The organism is Rhizobium sp. BK538, from assembly GCF_014197575.1.
GTDB lineage: Bacteria > Pseudomonadota > Alphaproteobacteria > Rhizobiales > Rhizobiaceae > Rhizobium.
Window position 1 is genome coordinate 1 of the sequence record NZ_JACIFT010000012.1, and the last position, 18,381, is coordinate 18,381.

Below are 18,381 nucleotides of genomic sequence, written 5' to 3' on the forward strand. Positions count from 1 at the left end.
GTCATGAAAGGTGGCTCAGCCATGGATTCGATACAAATCGAAAGGAGCACGCTATGAAAAGGTGATTGATCTTGACGGCGAAATCCTCATGTGAGCTTTGACAGTTGGAGCAGCCTGTCATTCCGCCGCATCGAGGTCGGAGAGCGCCTGTTGCCGTCGGGCAATGACGGCGGGGTCGTTCATGAAATCCTTAGCTCGTCCCGGTTTGCGACCCCGCGGCGTGTAGCCATTCTTCTCGCTATTGGTCTTCACCTTCGGCCGTGGCAACTGCTCCTGGCGCTCCTGGATGTAGCTCAGCACATCGGAAAGCCGCTTGTTCTCGGTGATCGCCGCATGTGTCACCCGCTGGTCCTTGTCAAACACCCTGTAGGGCAGGGAATGCCCCTTCCAGCGCACATCCAGCCGACCGTCGGAAAAGGCATAGGTCTCGACATAGCGGCCGACCAGCCCACGCGTGATATCGGTCTCTTCCAGCATGATCCGCTGGCGCTCGAACGAGAACGTCAGCTGCGCCCCGACATACCGCTGCTCACGCTTGCACAGAATGTCCTTGAGCCGGTCCAACGCCAGGTTCACCGGCCGATGCAGATTGTCAGATCGGGCAGGGGCAACTGCAAACCGCGCGTTGTAGCCTTCCATGAACGTCGGCAGAAAGGCATTGCCCGCCTGCATGTCGCAGATCCCTGCCAATCGCATATCCTTGATCAATCGGTCCTGCAATGTCTGGTTCATGCGCTCGACCCGGCCCTTCGCCTGGCTTGAATTTGCGCAAAGAATCTCGATGTTTAGCTCGCAAAGCGCCCGCCCGAACTGGGTCATGCCCTGGCCGCCCTTGGCGTCCTTCTTCGCCACCCGGAACACCGAATGCTTGTCGGAATAAAACGCCACCGGCGCCCCGTGATCCTGCAGATAGAGTTCCAGCGCCGCGAAATAGCTGAAGGCGCTTTCCGAGCGCACAAAGCGCAACTGCATCAGCTTGCCCGTCGCATCGTCGATGAACACCAAAAGCGTACATGGCGGCCCACGATCTTCGAACCAGCGATGCTCGGAGCCGTCGATCTGCACCAGCTCACCATAAGCCTCGCGCCGCAACCGTGGCTGATGGAACGTGCGACGCCGCTGGCGCGATCGCCAGATACCGGCCGCCGTCATCCATTGCCGCAGCGTCTCGCGCGACACCGTCAGCCCATCGAGCTCTGCAAGCTTCTCGGCCGCCAGCGTCGGCCCGAAATCCCAATAGCGCTCGCGAACGATCGACAGCACATAATCACGCACGCCAGAACCGATCCGGTTGTTCGACAGCCGGCCGATCGCCTTGTGCCGGATCGACGCCGCGCCACCCGTTCTGATCCGCTCCAACAGCCGGCGCACCTGGCGCTCGCTCAGCGCCAGAACATGCGCCGCCGACACCAACGTCATTCGACCGTCGATGACTTTCGACAAAACCTCGATCCGCTGCAGGTCACGCTCGCTCATCGCAATCAGTCCCACCGGCAATCTCCCACGTCATCAAACGCGGGGAGAGTGACATTCCAACTTTGCAGAAACAGGACACTTTAACTTTGCGGCTACACCATGAAGTCGGATAAGATAGATTATGGAACATGAGACGTTATCGCGATCCTTAAACGAACTTCATCAAGACGCTCCGATTGGATTTCTCTTTCAACTAGCTATGAACCTATGCCGATGCACAGTGAGAAAGTCACTCACCCTTTGCTGTGGCGAAAACGATGCTCGCATCGCTCACGATGGCGACATGCGAATAAGCCGCTTGACCGGCTGCCGCTGCATCGCCACGCATGATCGCGGTCACGATGACGTCGTGCTCGTCATAGGATTTTGCCAAGCGACCAGGCAGCCGGAACTGCGCGCGACGGAATGGCGCCAATCGTGCGCGTGTCTGCGTCACCAGCTCGAAGATGTGATCATTGTGCGCGCCGCGATAAAGCAGCGAGTGAAACTCGGTATTGTGCGCGGCATATTCGTCCTTGGCGCCGGCATGGACGAGCCTTGCGGAACTGCGGTGCGAAAACTCGAGCGCCCGTCTTTCATCAATGGTCATTCGTTCGGCCGAAAGGCGCGCGCAAATGGCTTCCAATTCCGACATCGCCTCGAACATCGAATGAAGATAGGCTTCCGTGACATTGGCCACGATCGCACTGCGGTTCGGTTCTCGATCGACCAAGCCCATCGCGCCAAGCTCGCGCAACGCTTCGCGAACCGGCGTTCGTGACACATCGAAACGCGCTGCAAGCGAAATCTCATCGAGTTTCTCGCCCGGCGACAACGCTCCCGTGACGATCATATCAGCCATCGCGCGGACCATCTGCTCGACGGTCGTGCCTGCTCTTACCACTTGTCTGCGTTTGACCTGATTCACGTTCGCGCTGACTTCCCTAGATTGTATACAGATTCATCCAGTATTCTGAAAAGTCAAATAGTTTTGTCTTTTTAGTGGGTTATTCGTCCATTCTGACAAACACGAAATGGCTTTAAATCCGAACGCGGCCATTCATGCCCAAACATAATTCTCGGATTATTTTTTAATCACTTAACGACAACAATCTGCATACAGTTTGCACAGCTCCATATCTACACTTATTTTTATGCAATAACAACAATAGTTTATAATCTGGCACGGTCATTGCATACACTTTCTTGCAACGTTTTCGAACCGGCCCTTGCCGCAAGGAGCATTCCGATGACCAGACTCCTTTCCATGAACCGCCGCCATTTCCTGCAGGCTTCCGCAGCCGGCGCACTCGCTTTGACGCCTGGCCTGCTGCCAAGCCGCGCCCTCGCCCAGAGCGCGCTGACGGTGGGTTTCATCTATGTCGGCCCCAAGGACGATTACGGCTACAACCAGGCGCATGCCGAAGGCGCGGCAGCGCTAAAGGCGCTGCCAGGCGTGACCATCGTAGAAGAAGAAAATGTCCCGGAAACGGTCGATGTCCAGAAGACGATGGAATCGATGATCAACCTCGACGGCGCGACGCTGATCTTCCCGACGTCGTTCGGCTATTTCAACCCGCATATGCTGGCGATGGCGGCAAAGTATCCGGACATTCAGTTCCGGCACTGCGGCGGGCTCTGGCAGGAAAGCAAGAACCCGGCGAACACCGGTTCGTATTTCGGCTACATCTTCCAGGGCCAATATCTGAACGGTGTCGTGGCCGGCTATACGTCGAAGAGCAAGAAGATCGGTTTCGTCGCCGCCAAGCCCATTCCGCAGGTGCTGCAGAACATCAATGCCTTCCTGCTCGGCGCGCGCGCGGTCGATCCGTCAATCACCTGCCAGGTCATCTTTACGGGCGAGTGGTCGCTGGCCGTCAAGGAAGCTGAAGCCACCAACGCACTGATAGACCAGGGCGCGGATGTGATTACCTGCCACGTGGACAGCCCGAAGGTTGTCGTCGAAACGGCTGCCGGACGCGGCGCTTTTGTCTGCGGCTACCATGCAAACCAGAGCCCGTTGGCACCTGAAAAATACCTGACCGGCGCGGAATGGGCGTGGGGTAACGTCTATACCGACTTCGTAAAGAAGCTGCAGGCCGGCGAAAAGCTCGGCAACTTCGTGCGCGGAGGCCTCAAAGACGGGTTCGTCAAGATGAGTCCACTGGGGCCTGCCGTGCCCGTGGAAGGACGGACGAAGTTCGACGCCACGCTAGCCGAAATGATGACCGGCAAGTTCTCCGTCTTCAAGGGGCCGATCAAGGACAACAAGGGCAACGTCGTCGTCGCGGCCGGCAAGAGCTATGCCGAAGATGCTATCGAGCTCGAGAGCATGGACTACCTGGTGGAAGGCGTCGTCGGATCCACGGCCTAAGCCAGAGGGAGAAGCGTCATGACAGTCGAGGCGAACACTGCCGCAATTTCCATCGCTTCCGAACGATCTTCCGTACTGAGACCCGTCCTCGAATGGCTGGCACGGCGAGCGGAACCTGTTGTCATTAGTTTCGGCGCGATCCTGATCGGGCTGGCGCTCTTCTCCATCTTCATCCTAGTGATCGGCAAACCGCCGGCCCCCTTGTTCCAACTGATGTACACGGGCGGCTTTGGCAGCTGGTTCTCGATCCAGAACAGCCTTAGCCGGGCCGCCCCGCTTCTTCTGACAGCACTGTGTGTCGCCTTGCCGGCCCGTTTAGGGCTCGTCATCATCGGGGGCGAGGGCGCCGTAGTGTTGGGCGGCGTCGCCGCCGCTGCGATTGCGCTGCCGTTCATCGGGATGCTGCCTGCTCTCCTCGTCCTGCTGCTCATGGCTGCAGCGGCCATGGTCGTCGGAGGCATCTGGATTGGCCTTGCAGGCTTCCTCCGGCACTATCGCGGCGTCAACGAGACGATCTCCTCTCTGCTGCTCGCCTATATCGCCATTGCCCTGATGAACCAGTTCGTCGAAGGGCTGCTGCGCGATCCGGCGAGCCTGAACAAACCCTCGACATCTCCCCTACCCGCAGAGTACATGCTCGGCAAGATGCCCGGAATGGACGTGCATTGGGGGCTCGCCATCGGCGTCGTCGCCTGCATCGCTTCCTGGGTGCTGATCGAGGTGACGAGCTACGGCTTTGCCGCGCGTATCGCCGGCGGCAACGTTCGTGCCGCACAGATCCAGGGATTGCCTGTCGGCCGCCTGATCGTCGGTTTCACGGCGATCGCCGGCAGCTTCGCGGGCCTTGCCGGAATGATCGAAGTCGCTGCCGTCCAGGGTAGCGCCAATGCCTCGCTGGCGGCGGGCTATGGCTATACGGGCATCCTCGTCGCCTTCCTGGCGCGACACAATCCGCTAGCGATCATTCCGGTCGCCATCCTGCTTGGCGGCATCGATGCGTCGGGTGGGCTGATTCAGCGCCGCATGGCATTGCCTGACGCGACTGTACTGGTGCTGCAGGGCACGCTCTTCGTCGTCATCCTCTTCTGCGAGACCTTCTACGGCCGCTTCAAGATCTTCAATCCCGACCTCTGGAAAAGGAGTGCATGATGGACGCGGGCGGCATCGGCATCTGGGGCGTCCCCCTCGCCATCTTCGCAGGCGCGATCCGCGTGTCGACACCTTTCATCTTCGTCAGCCTCGGCGAGACCATCACCGAACGCTCCGGCCGCATCAATCTCGGGCTGGAAGGCACGCTGGTCTTCGGCGCCATGACGGCCTACGCGATCGCCGTGCTCAGCGGCTCGCCCTGGCTTGGTGTACTTGCAGCCATGGGCACCGGTGCGGTCTTTGGCCTGGTGCACGGATGGATCTGCAAGTGGCCGAAGGTCAACGATATCGCGATCGGCATCGCCATGATGCAATTCGGCCTCGGGCTTGCCTTCTTTCTCGGCAAGCCCTTCATCCAGCCGGCAGCGCCACATTTGCCGTCGATCCAGCTAGGTGCCTGGTCCGATCTTCCGCAGGTTCAGGCGGCCTTGAACATCAATGCGCTTTTCATCCTGGGCGGCGTACTTGCGCTCTTTCTGTGGTGGGCGTTCAGAAACACCCGGATCGGCCTTGTGTTGCGCGTCGTCGGCGACAGTACCGACGCGGCACGTGCGATGGGAATCAACCCAGACCGCGTGCGCCTGCTGGCCACGATCGTCGGCGGATCGCTTGCCGCCGTCGGGGGCGCCTATCTCTCGCTCTACTACCCGGGCTCATGGAACGAAGGCATCTCCTCGGGGCAGGGCCTGATGGCGGTAGCACTAGTGATCTTCGCACGCTGGAACCCGATCGGCTGCTTCCTGGCGGCGCTTCTCTTCGGCGGCGCGGGTGCGCTGGGCCCTGCCCTGCAGTCCGTCGGCGTCACCCAGGGCTACTATCTCTTCTACGCGGCTCCCTACGTGCTGACACTGGCTATTCTAATCGCGACTTCGTCGCCCACCCGCTCGCTTGCGGGAGCGCCCGGCGCGTTGTCGCTCGCGAAATAGATGATCTGCAATGGACGGTCCCGGCGGATTCGACGGGCTGGAAAAACATTCAAGCTTGCGGGGGAATAGGAGAAAACGATGGACGCGATGGTCGAAACCAAAGGACACTACATCAATGCCGATCCCTATCCCTGGCCCTACAACGGTGCACTGAGGCCCGACAACACGGCACTCATCATCATCGACATGCAAACCGATTTCTGCGGCAAGGGTGGCTATGTCGATCACATGGGCTATGACCTGTCGCTAGTGCGGGCGCCTATCGAGCCGATCAAGAACGTGCTCGCCGCCATGCGCGCCAAGGGCTACCACATCATTCATACCCGCGAAGGGCATCGCCCCGATCTCGCGGATCTGCCCGCAAACAAGCGCTGGCGCTCACAGCGCATTAACGCCGGCATCGGCGACGCCGGCCCTTGCGGCCGCATCCTCATTCGTGGAGAACCAGGGTGGGACATTATCGACGAGCTGAAGCCGACCGAGGGCGAGACGATCATCGACAAGCCCGGCAAGGGCTCCTTCTGCGCTACGGATTTGGAACTGATCCTCAACCAGAAGCGGATCGAGAACATCATCCTGACCGGCATCACGACCGATGTCTGCGTTCACACGACGATGCGCGAGGCGAACGATCGCGGCTTCGAGTGCCTGCTGCTCGAGGACTGCTGCGGCGCCACCGACTACGGCAATCACCTCGCCGCCATCAAGATGGTGAAGATGCAGGGCGGTGTCTTCGGATCGGTGTCCAATTCGACAACCCTGATCGAGGCGTTTCCTTGATGCCGTCCTTGCGTGCCCTTCGTCGAAAAGGAGATCTGAAGTGAGCATTGTACGCGACACGCCTCTTCCCCAGTCCGGCAAGGCCGTCGGTATTCAGACACTCGACATGACCATGCGGTTCGGCAGCTTCATCGCACTTGACCGTGTTTCAATCGACATTCCGGCCGGTACCTTCCACGCCCTCCTCGGCGAGAACGGTGCAGGCAAGTCGACTCTCGTCAAATGCATCATGGGCTTCTACCATCAGACGTCGGGTTCGCTCTCAGTCGATGGCCGCGAAGTGGTGATCGCCTCCCCCAGGGATGCGGCGACTTATGGGCTCGGCATGGTCTATCAGCACTTCACGCTGGTGCCGTCGCTGACAGGTGCGGAAAACCTCGTCATCAGCCGCGCCGCCGTGCCCGCCGTGATCAATTGGGCCAAGGAGCGCAAGGATCTCGCAGCCTTCATGGAGCGCATGCCGTTCAAGATCCCGCTCGATCGTCCGGTCAAGGAGCTCGCCGCCGGTGAAAAGCAAAAACTCGAAATCGTCAAACAGCTCTATCTCGGCCGCAGCTTTCTCGTGCTCGATGAGCCAACATCCGTACTGACGCCCGCCGAGGCAGACGAGATGCTCGGGCTCATGCGCGGCATGACCGAACGCGGCGAACTGACCGTGCTGATGATTTCGCACAAGTTCCATGAGGTCACCAAGTTCGCCGACGCCGTCTCTATCCTCCGACGCGGAAAGCTGGTCGGCGGCGGCAAGGTGGGCGAGATGTCGACCGCAGAGATGGCCTCCACGATGATCGGCGACGTCAAGCTCGCCGAACTCGACACGCGCGTGCCGGTATCGAAAATGGCGAAGCCTGTTCTCAAGGTGGAAAAGGTCAAGGCTCCTGATCGCTCCGGCCTGAAGACCATCGAGATCGAGAACTTGACGGTTCGCTCCGGCGAAATCGTCGGCATCGCTGGCATATCGGGCAACGGGCAGAAGGAACTGACCGAGATTCTTGCCGGTCAACGACCGACCGAGGCAGGTAGCGTGCTGGTAAACGGTAACGCCTACGGAGCGACCCGGCTGGAAACGCGCAGGAACAGTGTGCGCTTCATTCCGGAGGAACCCCTGCAGAATGCCTGCGCACCACGCATGACGGTGAGCGAGAATCTCGCCTTCCGTACATTCGATCTGAAGCAGGACGGTAAGGACGCAATCTGGCTCAACAAGGCCAAAATGAAGAAGCGGGCGACTGACCTGATCGCCGACTTCAAGGTCAAGACCGCCTCGTCCGCATCACCGATCGCTGCGCTGTCCGGCGGCAATGTGCAACGTGCCGTGCTTGCGCGTGAACTGACGGGCGAGGTCGATCTTCTGATCGTATCCAATCCCTGCTTTGGCCTTGACTTCTCGGCGGTGGCGGAAATCCGCGCGCGCATCATGAGGGCGCGCAACTCCGGTGCGGCGGTGCTGCTGCTGTCTGAAGATCTGGACGAATTGCTGGAGATGTCAGACCGGATCATGGTCATCTCGGGAGGCAAGTTCGTCTACGAAACCCCGGCGCTGGCGGCTGATATCTCGGTCATTGGTGCGCACATGGCAGGACATCACTGATGGCTGACATCAAGGCGCAACCTTTTGCCTTTCCGACGAAGTCCGACCAACTGGCACTGATCGTCATCGACATGCAGCGCGATTTCGCCGAGCCCGGCGGCTTCGGCGCGAGCCTCGGCAACGATGTCAGCCGCATCACCAAGATCGTTCCCGATGTCAAACGGCTGATTCAAGGATTTCGTGATGCCGGCCTGCCTGTCATTCACACCATGGAATGCCACAAGCCGGATCTTTCCGATCTCTCGCCTGCCAAGCGCAACCGCGGCAAGCCAACCCTCAGGATCGGCGATGATGGACCAATGGGTCGGATCTTGATTGCCGGCGAGGCTGGTACGGCGATCCTGCCTGAGCTTGCCCCTATCGACGGCGAGATCGTGATCGAAAAACCGGGCAAGGGTGCCTTCTACGCCACCGAACTCGGGGACGTCTTAAAAGCGAGGGGCATCAGCCAGCTCGTCTTTGCTGGCGTCACCACTGAGGTCTGCGTTCAGACGACCATGCGCGAAGCCAATGATCGCGGATACGAGTGCCTCCTCGCCGAAGAAGCGACCGAGAGCTATTTTCCCGAATTCAAGGAAGCCGCCATCGCCATGATCCGCGCCCAGGGCGCGATCGTCGGCTGGACTGCACATGTGGACGACATATTGGAGGTAGTCGGCCATGCCTGAGACGACACGTGAACTCCTTACCCTAGGCGGCTGGAAAAACCTGACTTTCTCTCCATTTCGTGAAGACGTCACTATCCATTGGATCCGCCCTTTCGAAAACGATCAACCGGGCGTCGCCCTTTTGAAATACGAGGCTGGCGCGTCTGTGCCACGGCATCGCCATGAGGGGCTCGAGACCATCCTGGTGCTGGAAGGCACCCAATCCGATGAGGCCGGCGACTATGGGCGCGGCAGTTACATCGTCAATGCGGCCGGGACAGAACACTCCGTGTGGAGTGACACCGGCTGCGTCGTGCTGATCCAATGGGATCGGCCCGTGAAGATTCTGGACGAGGAAATAGCATGACCGGCGCACCGGCTTTCGATATCGCATCGCTGCACGCATTCTACGCTGGGGGCGGAACTGCCCACACGATCATCGACAGGGTGTTCGCACGGCTGGCCGAGGTCAACGATCCGGGCATCTTTCTTCACCTCGCAGATCGTGAGGCACTGCTTGCCGAGGCGGATGCGCTGGGTGCGTTTGACGCCGAGGCCAAGCCGCTTTGGGGTATTCCCCTCGCCGTCAAGGACAACATCGATGTTGCCGGCATGCCGACGACTGCCGCCTGCCCGGACTATTCTTATCTGCCGACAGTTGATGCAACCGTCGTTCGCTTGTTGAAGGAAGCCGGTGCGCTCGTCATCGGCAAGACCAATCTCGATCAGTTCGCGACGGGACTGGTGGGTGTCCGATCGCCCTATCCGATCCCTCGCAACGCTATCGACGCCAACCTCGTTCCAGGCGGCTCCAGCTCCGGCTCAGCTGTCGCCACCGCGCAGGGCATCGTCAGCTTCGCACTGGGAACGGATACCGCCGGCTCCGGCCGCGTCCCGGCGGGGCTCAACAACATCGTCGGACTCAAGCCGAGTGTCGGCGCCCTTTCCACAATGGGTGTCATACCTGCCTGCCGCACGCTCGACTGCGTGTCCATCTTTGCCCTGACCGTCGATGATGCCTGGCGTGTCTTTGGCACCGTCGCCCGTTACGATGTGGCGGATGCTTATTCGAAGGACATCCCTGCCGCCGGCTATGGCTTGCTTCCGCCGGTCCTGACCATCGGAACTCCCGCAAAGGCCGACCGCCAATTCTTTGGCGACGCCGCCATGGAAGCTTCGTACGAAAACGCGCTCGAGCTGCTGGCAACGCTCGGCCATCGCCTCGTCGAGGTGCCGTTCGAGAATTTCTACAAGGTCGCCAATCTTCTCTACGAAGGTGCCTGGGTGGCTGAACGCTATGTTGCCGTGAAGGCCTTCTTCGATGCCAACGAAACGAGCTTCCATCCGGTCACGCGCAAGATCTATGGCGCCGCTAGAACACTCAGTGCTGCCGATGTCTTCAACGGCCTCTACGCCCTTCAGGCTTTGAAGAAGACCGTGCAACCGATCATCGACTCTGTCGATCTTCTCTGCGTTCCGACAGCGCCAAGCCACTACACGCTGGCCGACCTCGCCGCCGAGCCGATCCGCGAGAACTCACGGCTTGGGACCTACACCAATTTCGTCAATCTACTCGATATGTGCGGGATCGCCGTGCCGACGGGCAAACGTACCGACGGCCTGCCGGCAAGCGTAACGCTGCTGGCGCTGTCGGGCCGGGATAGTTTGACGGCGGCTCTTGCACGAGAGATCCACCAGGCCGCCGGTGTGAGCCTGGGCGCCACAGGCTGGCCCCTGCCCGCCGCGCCGCCGAAACCGACGACAAATGCCCAGAGCGAGATGATCGATCTTGTTGTCGTCGGTGCGCATCTATCCGGCATGCAGCTGAATGTCCAACTGCGTGACCTCGACGCTGTGTTTTCGCGGGCGGCGCAGACATCGGATGCCTACCGGCTCTATGCGCTTACCGGCCAGGTGCCCGCAAAGCCCGGGATGATCCGTGTCGAGCCCGGCAAAGGTGGCCGCATCGATGTGGAAGTCTGGCGTTTGACGCCTGCTGCCTTTGGGCAATTCGTGGCTGCGATACCCTCGCCTCTCGGAATCGGTTCGATCACTTTGTCTGACGGAGTCGTGGTGAAAGGCTTTCTTGTGGAGCCAGCAGCGATCACCGAGGCGACCGATATCACCGACTATGGCGGTTGGCGCAACTATGTGGCTGCGCAGGCCGAGCAGAGGGCGCGAAGCGCGGGCTGATCTGCGCGCAAACCTCAGGCGCCTGATGGCTCGTCAGGCGGTTTCCAGCTCCGCCAACTCGATATCGAAGCTCATTTGATCATAGGCCGGTACGACATGGTCCGGCGTCTCGGCCATAACAGTATCGTAGTCCAGCGGGGTATGCATATGGGTCAGGATAGCCCGCTTCGGCTTCAGACGGTCGATCCAATCCAAAGATTGTTCCAGCGACAGGTGGCTGGGATGATACCGGTATTGCAGCGCGTCGATGATCAGGACATCGAGATCCTGAAGTTTTGTTACGGTTTCCGGAGGGAAGTCACTGATATCGCTGCAATAAGCGACACCACCAATGCGGAATCCGAGGGACATTATATCACCATGCTGCTGTCTATGTGGGTGGAATGAAATCGTGCCTCCGGCGCCGGCAATCCGCAGTGGCACATCAATGCTTTCAATGACCTTGGTTTCGACGATGGGCGGATAATTGCTCCCGGGCGGCGTCTCCATGCAATAGCCGAATCCTTGGCGAATGCGATCCATCGTCTCCTTGGTGGCATGGATAGGGACGCGTTGTTGCGATCCATAGAAATAGCCGCGCAGGTCGTCGAGACCATGAATGTGGTCTGCATGCGGATGCGTATAGAGAACCGCGTCAATGTGCGTGACGCGGGCCGCGATCATCTGCTCGCGAAAGTCCGGTCCGGTGTCGACAACGACCGTCGTAGCGCCACCGTTGTCATCAAATTGCTGCACCATGAAGGCTGCACGCGTACGCCGGTTCCTCGGATTGGTCGGATCGCATGCGCCCCAATCGCCGGTGATGCGTGGAACGCCGGGCGACGACGAACAGCCGAGAATGGTGAAACGCCGTCTGTAGCCCACGCTGTCAGATCCTCGGCATCTTTGAGAAAATGCGAAATGCGTTTTCCGTCGTGATCCGTGCCATCTCGGCATAGCCGAGGCCGAGCGTCTCGGCCAGAACCTCGGCTGTGTTCACGACATAGGACGGCTCATTGCGCTTGCCCCGCCAGCGCTTCGGCGCGAGGTAGGGCGCATCCGTCTCGACAAGCAGGCGATCGTGCGGGACCGTCTTGGCGATGTCGCGAAGCTCCTCCGACTTCGGGAAGGTCAGGATGCCGGAAAAGGAGACGTAGCCGCCGAGTTCAACGCCGACCCTTGCGAGTTCGGCGCCCGACGAGAAGCAATGAAGGATGAAGGGGAACGCCCCCCTGCCCGTTTCCTCGGTCAGGATCGCCGCCATGTCTTCGTCGGCGCTGCGGCTATGGATCACCAGCGGCAGCTGTGTCTCACGCGACGCATCGATATGGCGCCGCAATCCGGTCTGCTGGTCTTCCGGCTTCTGCGTGTCGTAGAAGTAGTCGAGACCGGCCTCGCCGATCGCGACGATCTTCTCGTGGGCATTGGCCAGCCGCACGAGATCGTCCGTCTGGATGTCGAGCTCATCGCTGGCATTGTTCGGATGGGTGCCGACGGAACAGAAGACGGATGGATATTTCTCGGTGATCGCGAGCAGCGCGTCGAGCTTGCGCACGCGCGTCGAGATCGTCACCATCTGCTTGACGCCGGCGTCGTGCGCGCGCTTGACGATCTCGTCGCGCTCCTCCTCGAAGTCGGCAAAATCCAGATGGCAATGCGTATCGATCAGCATGACATCCTCACGCTTCCGGCGCGACGTAACGCGGGAAGACCGGCTTCGGCGCTTCGAGCGGCGTGCCGGAAACCAGACGACCGGCCTCGCCCAGCGCTGCGAAGTCGCGCTTTTCGGCGGGAGCAGCCACGAGATCGAGCAGCTTGCCGGCCGATTCCGGCATAAAGGGCTGCAGCAGGATGGCGATCTGGCGCACGACCTCGGCCGTGACATAAAGCACGGTGCCCATGCGCGCCGGATCGGTCTTCTTCAGCGCCCACGGTTCTTGGCCTGCGAAATAGCGATCGGTCTCGGAAACGACCGCTATGATCGAGGCCACCGCACGATGAATGAGTTGCTTGCCCATGTCGTCACGCGTCGACGCGAGCAGCGCGTCGGCCTGCGCCAGCATGGCTTTGTCCTCATCCGTCAGCGAACCACATTCCGGAATCTTGCCGTCGCAGTTCTTGACAATCATCGACAACGAACGGCTGGCAAGGTTGCCGATCCCGTTGGCTAGGTCGGAATTGATGCGAGTGCCGATCGCCTCTTCGCTGTAGCTGCCGTCCTGGCCGAAGGAAACCTCGCGCAGGAAGAAGTAGCGCACCTGATCAAGGCCGAAATGGTTCACGAGATTGACCGGATCGACGACGTTGCCGAGCGATTTCGACATCTTCTCGCCTTTGTTGAGCAAGAAGCCATGCGCGAAGACGCGCTTCGGCAGCGGCAGCTTCGCGGACATCAGGAATGCCGGCCAATAGACCGCATGGAAGCGAATGATGTCCTTGCCGATGATGTGCACATCCGCCGGCCAGTACTTGGCTCGAGGGCCACTCCGATCTTCGATATAGCCGGTCGCGGTAATGTAGTTCGTCAGCGCGTCGACCCAGACATACATCACATGGGCAGGATCGTTCGGTACCTTGATGCCCCAGTCGAACGTCGTGCGCGAGACCGAGAGATCCTTGAGCCCTGACTTGACGAACGAGATCACCTCGTTACGACGCTCGGCCGGCCCGATGAAATCCGGATTGGCTTCGTAGTGCGCCAGCAGCTTGTCCTGGTATTCAGAGAGCTTGAAGAAGTAGCTCGCCTCTTCCACCCATTCGACAGGCGTGCCTTGCGGACCGTAGCGCACGCCATCGGCGCGCAGCTCGGTCTCGTTTTCCTGATAGTAGCCCTCGTCGCGCACCGAGTACCAGCCGGCATAGGAATCCTTGTAGATGTCGCCATTGTCGGCCATCAGATTCCAGATGTTCTGGGATGTCTGGTGGTGACGCTCCTGCGTCGTGCGAATGAAATCGTCATTCGATGCGTTGAGAAGTTTCGCCATCGACTCGAATTCGCCGGAGTTGCGATCGGCAAGCTCCTGCGCCGAGATGCCTTCGGCGCGCGCCGTCTGCTGCATCTTCTGGCCATGCTCGTCGGTGCCGGTCAGAAAAAAGACATCCTTGCCGTCGAGGCGCTGATAGCGCGCCATGGCATCCGTCGCGATCAGCTCGTAGGCATGGCCGATATGCGGCTTGCCGTTCGGGTAGGAAATCGCGGTAGTAATGTAGAAGGGTGTCTTGTCTGTCATGGCGGCCATTCTTGTCCGGCTTACTCTATAAAATTTGTCAGCCGCTCTTAGCGCATGTCATGGCGAAGCGAAACACCAAGTTTTGAAAGCATCGGCGATTTGGCGATCGCGGGCGTGCTGCACTTGACTCGATTTTAGGCGCATTCTACCCAAAGAAAACTCAAAGGCGGGGCATCAGCGACGTGACATCTCCAGCACTCGGCAGCATCATTTCACGCGCAGGCTCGAGGTCGGCTGTTTGACCGTCCTTTCCAGTTTCGATCCCCTCTATTCCCTCTCGGGGCTTCTCGTCGGCGCTCTTGTCGGCATTACAGGCGTCGGCGGCGGATCACTGATGACGCCCTTGCTGGTGCTTGTCTTCGGCATTCATCCAGCCACAGCCGTCGGAACTGATCTGCTCTACGCCGCTGTTACCAAGACGGCCGGAACGGCAGTGCACGGCATGCACGGCAGAGTGAACTGGCGCGTTGTCGGCTGTCTTGCCGCCGGTAGCGTTCCGGCCGCCCTGCTGATGCTCTGGCTCATGGCAGGTGTCGACCGCAAGAGCGTCGACGTCGCCCACACGATCACGACAGCCCTTGGCTGGCTGCTTGTCCTGACCGCATTCATGCTGGTCTTTCGCAAGCAGGTGCTAGCACTTGCGCTTCGCTCCATTGGAGAGCGCTCTCCGCCCAAGCCGATCACGATCGCCATCTGGACGACCGTGCTTGGCCTGGTGCTCGGGGTCCTCGTGACCCTGACGTCGGTGGGTGCAGGAGCGCTCGGCGTGACCGTGCTGCTAGTGCTTTACCCGCGCCTTGATGTTCGCGAGATCGTCGGCTCCGACATCGTCCACGCCGTTCCGCTGACGCTGATCGGTGGTATGGGCTACTGGATGATCGGCGAGATTGACTGGGGAATGCTCTTTGCACTTCTGGTGGGCTCTATCCCCGGGATCATCGCCGGCAGCCTGATCGCACCGAAGCTCCATGAACGGACAATCCGCATCGTGCTGGCGCTAACGCTTGCCGTCGTCGCGTGGAAGCTGCTCGCGACCTGATCAAGAACCAGGTTGTTTGATGTCTCCGAGGATGCTGAGGATCGTTTGCTTGCGATCCAGATTGTAGGCATCCGAAACCGTCAGCCGCTCGCCGATGTCGGAATGTAGGCGGGCCAGCCGCTCGGCGACCGCAACCTGCCCTGCAATCGCTGCGGCCCGTGCCTTGCGCATCAGATCTTCGCCGACATGGCTGGTGAAGAATTCAAAGATCGTGTCACTGTCCTTGCCGGAAAGCGCATCCGCTAGCCGGTGCATCGCGCGCCGGGCTGATGGTCCCTGCGCTTGCAGAACCTCGTTGTAGGCGGCGATGATCTCGCCGCCGCCATAGTTCACCAGCTTCAGCGCCTCTCCGACGCTGCCGTTCGCGGCCGCAAGAAGGTCGCGATCGGCGGCCTCGATACCGAGATGTGCGAGCGCCGCGCCGAGGATGCTGTCTTCAAGCGGCGCAAGCTTCAGCGGCAGGCAGCGCGAGCGAATTGTTGGCAGCAGTTTCCCCGGCGCATGCGAGATCAGCAGGAACAACGCACGCTTCGGCGGCTCCTCGAGAATTTTCAGGATCGCATTCGCGGCATTGCGGTTCATGTCATCGGCAGGATCGATGATGACGATGCGCCAATTGCCGGTGCCCGACGTCTGTGAGAAGAAGCGCCCTGCCCGTCTGACCTCATCGACCGTGATGGCAGATTTGACCTTGCCCGTTTTCTCATCAACGGGCCGTGCCAGGTGAAGCAGGTTATGCGACGCGCCAGAGGCAATCTGGCGACTGACCGACGAGGCCGGATCGGGATCGCCCAGCAGCTCCGGCGCACTGGCAGGATCAGGATGAGTCAACACATGATTTGCAAACCGGAACGCCAGCGTTGCCTTGCCGATGCCCGGTGGCCCCTCGATTAGAATCGCATGGTGGCCTTTGCCCGACTGGTATGACTGCGCGAGGAATGCCTCGGCGTCTTCGTGACCAAATAGCTTCATGTTCTCGGCTGGCCAAATGGCGCCGTCGAGCAATCCCGGCCGTTCATCACTCATGCGCTGCCTCCGCTACCTTCGCCGCAGCCGGATGCGACAGACGCTGCCAGACGATCTCGACAATCTCCGCAGCGATGGCCTCTTCGGTCTGCATCGCATCAATGACGTGGCAACGGCCCGGCTCCCGACCAGCTATGTCTAGAAAGGCTTCCCGGCGCTTCTCGTGGGTTTCCAGCTCTTCCTTCTCGAAGCGATCGGGGCTCACATCGCCGGCCGCACCTCGTCTCCGGGCACGCTCCAGACCAGCCCACGCCGGCAGATCGAGGATCAGCGTGCAATCCGGGACGATGCCGTTGACGGCCACGCGCTGCAGCGCCTCGATGAATTCCGATTCCAGATTTCCGGTCACGCCCTGATAGACGCGGGATGAATCCATGAAACGATCGCAAAGGACCACCTTTCCGCTCATTAGAGCCGGTCGGATGACTTCCTCAACGTGATCATTGCGCGCTGCGGCAAAAAGGATTGCCTCCATTCGTGTTCCGAAGGCTTCGGCAGCACCCGACAGAAGCACATGACGCACGGCTTCCGCGCCTGGCGAGCCACCCGGCTCTCGTGTCAACAGCACGTCGTAGCCGCGACCACGAAGAGCCTCGGCGAGGCGACGGATCTGCGTCGACTTTCCCGCGCCCTCCCCGCCTTCAAACGTTACGAACAATCCAGTACCGGATGGCAATGACTACTTCCTGCATTACGGCGCTCGCCCGCACCACTGCCGTACATCTAGCGGAAGGCAGCGAAAAGTGAAACCGCCCCGACGACAACTCTCACCCTGAACGGCGAATATGGCGATCACATGGGTTCGGGCTTGTTCCACAGCCAGGAGAACAACAACGTTTCGCCGAGCTCCATCAGAGCATCGACGGCGCGGCTGCTCAAAGAGCCGACCGCCACGGTCTCCCTCGTATAGAGCGGCACCTCACGCAACAGCCGGCCAGCCGCAAAGATGCGCAGCGTCCCTATTTCATGACCGGCCGCCACCGGAGCCATCAACGGCCAACGATAGACAATGCGCGCCGACAGCCGCTCGGGATTGCTGATCGGTATGTAGACACTCACAGGCGTCTTTGCGACGAGGTCGACGCTGCGCGAGGTTCCACCATAGACGCTGGCCTGGCCGATCACTTCGGCATCGGCAAAAATCTGGCGGCTTTCGAACGCAGTCAGCCCCCATTCGAGCACTCTTTTGGCCTCTTCAGTGCGCTCCTTATCGGAGGCGATCCCGCCCAGTGCCATGAACAGCCGCCTGCCGTCGCGCTCTGCCGAAGCAACGATCGAATACCCTTCTCCCTCGGCAAACCCGATGGCGAGACCGTCAACGCCCATGCTGAGACCGAGCAGCGGGTTGCGGTTACGCTGGAAGATCCTGTTCCATTCGAAATCGGGCTGAGAAAAATACGAGTAGAGGTTCGGGTAGGACTTTTGCAGTTCTGCGGCCAGCGTCACCATGTCTAACGCGGTCGTCTTGCTCTTGCCGTCCGGAAGCCCGGTCGAGTTCCCGAAGATAGACCGTTCCATTCCGAGCGTTCTGGCGCGCCGCGTCATGGCCTCCGCAAAGGCCGGCTCGCCACCGCTCATCCCTTCCGCAAGAATGATGCAGCTGTCATTGGCGCCCTGAATGGCAACGCCCTTGATTAGATCCTCGACGCGGACACTCGATTTGAGTGCGGCAAACATCGTTGCCGTGCGCGATGGCGCGCCGCCGGTTCGCCAGGCATATTCCGAAACGGAATATTGCGTATCGAGGGTGATCTGGTTCTTTGCGAGCGCATCGAAGACGAGGTCCACCGTCATCAGCTTCGCAAGTGAGGCCGGCGAGAAGGTCTGATTCTCGTTCTTGGCAAGAAGCACCGTGCCGGTCGATCCTTCGATCATGTAGGCTTGCGCCGCCTTGGTCACAAAGGAAGCGTTGGTGTCACTGCTTGCGGCAACGGCGCCCGTTGCAAAAGGCAGAAGACAGACACAGAGGCAAATGAGACGCTTCAACACCGA

17 protein-coding genes are annotated in these 18,381 nt (G+C 60.2%); 9 read left to right on the forward strand and 8 right to left on the reverse strand.

Annotated elements, in window-relative coordinates; translation table 11 throughout:
* Positions 1–117: 117 nt before the first annotated feature.
* Both FHX09_RS15925 and FHX09_RS15930 read right to left on the reverse strand, forming a co-directional pair.
* A complete protein-coding gene (locus tag FHX09_RS15925) occupies positions 118–1,491 on the reverse strand; it encodes an ISNCY family transposase (protein ID WP_184450368.1) in 1,374 nt (457 codons plus the stop codon).
* 214 nt (positions 1,492–1,705) lie between these two features.
* Positions 1,706–2,383 (reverse strand): GntR family transcriptional regulator, encoded by a 678-nt coding sequence (locus tag FHX09_RS15930; protein ID WP_132591058.1) that lies wholly within the window; start codon positions 2,381–2,383, stop codon positions 1,706–1,708.
* 321 nt (positions 2,384–2,704) lie between these two features.
* Between FHX09_RS15930 and FHX09_RS15935 the strand changes: the two genes are divergently transcribed.
* From FHX09_RS15935 to atzF, 8 genes are all read left to right on the forward strand, one after another.
* Positions 2,705–3,829 carry a BMP family ABC transporter substrate-binding protein gene (locus FHX09_RS15935; RefSeq protein WP_132591056.1) on the forward strand — a complete coding sequence of 375 codons (1,125 nt, stop codon included), beginning with the start codon at positions 2,705–2,707 and terminating at the stop codon, positions 3,827–3,829.
* An 18-nt stretch (positions 3,830–3,847) separates the two neighbouring features.
* Positions 3,848–4,978, forward strand: a complete 1,131-nt coding sequence (locus FHX09_RS15940; RefSeq protein WP_132591054.1) for an ABC transporter permease — start codon at positions 3,848–3,850, stop codon at positions 4,976–4,978.
* Positions 4,978–5,904 carry an ABC transporter permease gene (locus tag FHX09_RS15945; RefSeq protein WP_184450415.1) on the forward strand — a complete coding sequence of 309 codons (927 nt, stop codon included), beginning with the start codon at positions 4,978–4,980 and terminating at the stop codon, positions 5,902–5,904. The genes FHX09_RS15940 and FHX09_RS15945 overlap by 1 nt, the downstream gene beginning before the upstream one ends.
* Before the next feature lie 78 nt (positions 5,905–5,982).
* Entirely contained in the window at positions 5,983–6,684 is a 702-nt protein-coding gene (locus FHX09_RS15950) for an isochorismatase family cysteine hydrolase (protein ID WP_132591052.1), read from the forward strand.
* Positions 6,685–6,724: 40 nt separating this feature from the next.
* Positions 6,725–8,275, forward strand: a complete 1,551-nt coding sequence (locus FHX09_RS15955; RefSeq protein WP_132591050.1) for an ABC transporter ATP-binding protein — start codon at positions 6,725–6,727, stop codon at positions 8,273–8,275.
* Positions 8,275–8,943: an isochorismatase family cysteine hydrolase gene (locus FHX09_RS15960; protein ID WP_132591048.1), complete on the forward strand. Its 669-nt coding sequence runs from the start codon at positions 8,275–8,277 to the stop codon at positions 8,941–8,943. Before FHX09_RS15955 ends, FHX09_RS15960 begins: the two co-directional genes overlap by 1 nt.
* A complete protein-coding gene (locus tag FHX09_RS15965; RefSeq protein ID WP_132591046.1) occupies positions 8,936–9,289 on the forward strand; it encodes a cupin domain-containing protein in 354 nt (117 codons plus the stop codon). The genes FHX09_RS15960 and FHX09_RS15965 overlap by 8 nt, the downstream gene beginning before the upstream one ends.
* Positions 9,286–11,115, forward strand: coding sequence for an allophanate hydrolase (gene atzF / locus FHX09_RS15970; RefSeq protein WP_132591044.1), 1,830 nt, complete (start codon positions 9,286–9,288; stop codon positions 11,113–11,115). Before FHX09_RS15965 ends, atzF begins: the two co-directional genes overlap by 4 nt.
* Before the next feature lie 33 nt (positions 11,116–11,148).
* Here the strand turns inward: atzF and FHX09_RS15975 are convergent, their stop codons facing one another.
* From FHX09_RS15975 to metG, 3 genes are read right to left on the reverse strand one after another with little or no spacing between them, the layout of a single operon-like run.
* Positions 11,149–11,979 carry an MBL fold metallo-hydrolase gene (locus tag FHX09_RS15975; RefSeq protein WP_132591042.1) on the reverse strand — a complete coding sequence of 277 codons (831 nt, stop codon included), beginning with the start codon at positions 11,977–11,979 and terminating at the stop codon, positions 11,149–11,151.
* A gap of 4 nt (positions 11,980–11,983) precedes the next feature.
* A complete protein-coding gene (locus tag FHX09_RS15980; RefSeq protein ID WP_132591040.1) occupies positions 11,984–12,766 on the reverse strand; it encodes a TatD family hydrolase in 783 nt (260 codons plus the stop codon).
* Positions 12,767–12,773: 7 nt separating this feature from the next.
* Positions 12,774–14,324, reverse strand: coding sequence for a methionine--tRNA ligase (gene metG, locus FHX09_RS15985; RefSeq protein WP_132591038.1), 1,551 nt, complete (start codon positions 14,322–14,324; stop codon positions 12,774–12,776).
* A 238-nt stretch (positions 14,325–14,562) separates the two neighbouring features.
* Between metG and FHX09_RS15990 the strand changes: the two genes are divergently transcribed.
* Positions 14,563–15,363, forward strand: a complete 801-nt coding sequence (locus tag FHX09_RS15990) for a sulfite exporter TauE/SafE family protein (protein ID WP_132591036.1) — start codon at positions 14,563–14,565, stop codon at positions 15,361–15,363.
* Here the strand turns inward: FHX09_RS15990 and FHX09_RS15995 are convergent, their stop codons facing one another.
* The 3 genes from FHX09_RS15995 to FHX09_RS16005 form a co-directional block, all read right to left on the reverse strand.
* Positions 15,364–16,389, reverse strand: a complete 1,026-nt coding sequence (locus tag FHX09_RS15995; RefSeq protein ID WP_132591034.1) for a DNA polymerase III subunit delta' — start codon at positions 16,387–16,389, stop codon at positions 15,364–15,366.
* Positions 16,382–17,065 (reverse strand): dTMP kinase, encoded by a 684-nt coding sequence (tmk, locus tag FHX09_RS16000; RefSeq protein ID WP_007793489.1) that lies wholly within the window; start codon positions 17,063–17,065, stop codon positions 16,382–16,384. Before tmk ends, FHX09_RS15995 begins: the two co-directional genes overlap by 8 nt.
* Positions 17,066–17,181: 116 nt before the next feature.
* Complete coding sequence (locus FHX09_RS16005) at positions 17,182–18,378, reverse strand: D-alanyl-D-alanine carboxypeptidase family protein (protein ID WP_132591032.1); 1,197 nt, start codon at positions 18,376–18,378, stop codon at positions 17,182–17,184.
* Between the last annotated feature and the right edge of the window lie 3 nt (positions 18,379–18,381).

Coding starts and splice junctions, on each gene's coding strand:
- FHX09_RS15935 (WP_132591056.1), top strand. CDS start 2,705: ATGACCAGACTCCTTTCCATGAACCGCCGCCATTTCCTGCAGGCTTCC.
- FHX09_RS15940 (WP_132591054.1), top strand. CDS start 3,848: ATGACAGTCGAGGCGAACACTGCCGCAATTTCCATCGCTTCCGAACGA.
- FHX09_RS15945 (WP_184450415.1), top strand. CDS start 4,978: ATGGACGCGGGCGGCATCGGCATCTGGGGCGTCCCCCTCGCCATCTTC.
- FHX09_RS15950 (WP_132591052.1), top strand. CDS start 5,983: ATGGACGCGATGGTCGAAACCAAAGGACACTACATCAATGCCGATCCC.
- FHX09_RS15960 (WP_132591048.1), top strand. CDS start 8,275: ATGGCTGACATCAAGGCGCAACCTTTTGCCTTTCCGACGAAGTCCGAC.
- FHX09_RS15965 (WP_132591046.1), top strand. CDS start 8,936: ATGCCTGAGACGACACGTGAACTCCTTACCCTAGGCGGCTGGAAAAAC.
- atzF (WP_132591044.1), top strand. CDS start 9,286: ATGACCGGCGCACCGGCTTTCGATATCGCATCGCTGCACGCATTCTAC.
- FHX09_RS15980 (WP_132591040.1), bottom strand. CDS start 12,766: ATGCTGATCGATACGCATTGCCATCTGGATTTTGCCGACTTCGAGGAG.
- metG (WP_132591038.1), bottom strand. CDS start 14,324: ATGACAGACAAGACACCCTTCTACATTACTACCGCGATTTCCTACCCG.
- FHX09_RS15995 (WP_132591034.1), bottom strand. CDS start 16,389: ATGAGTGATGAACGGCCGGGATTGCTCGACGGCGCCATTTGGCCAGCC.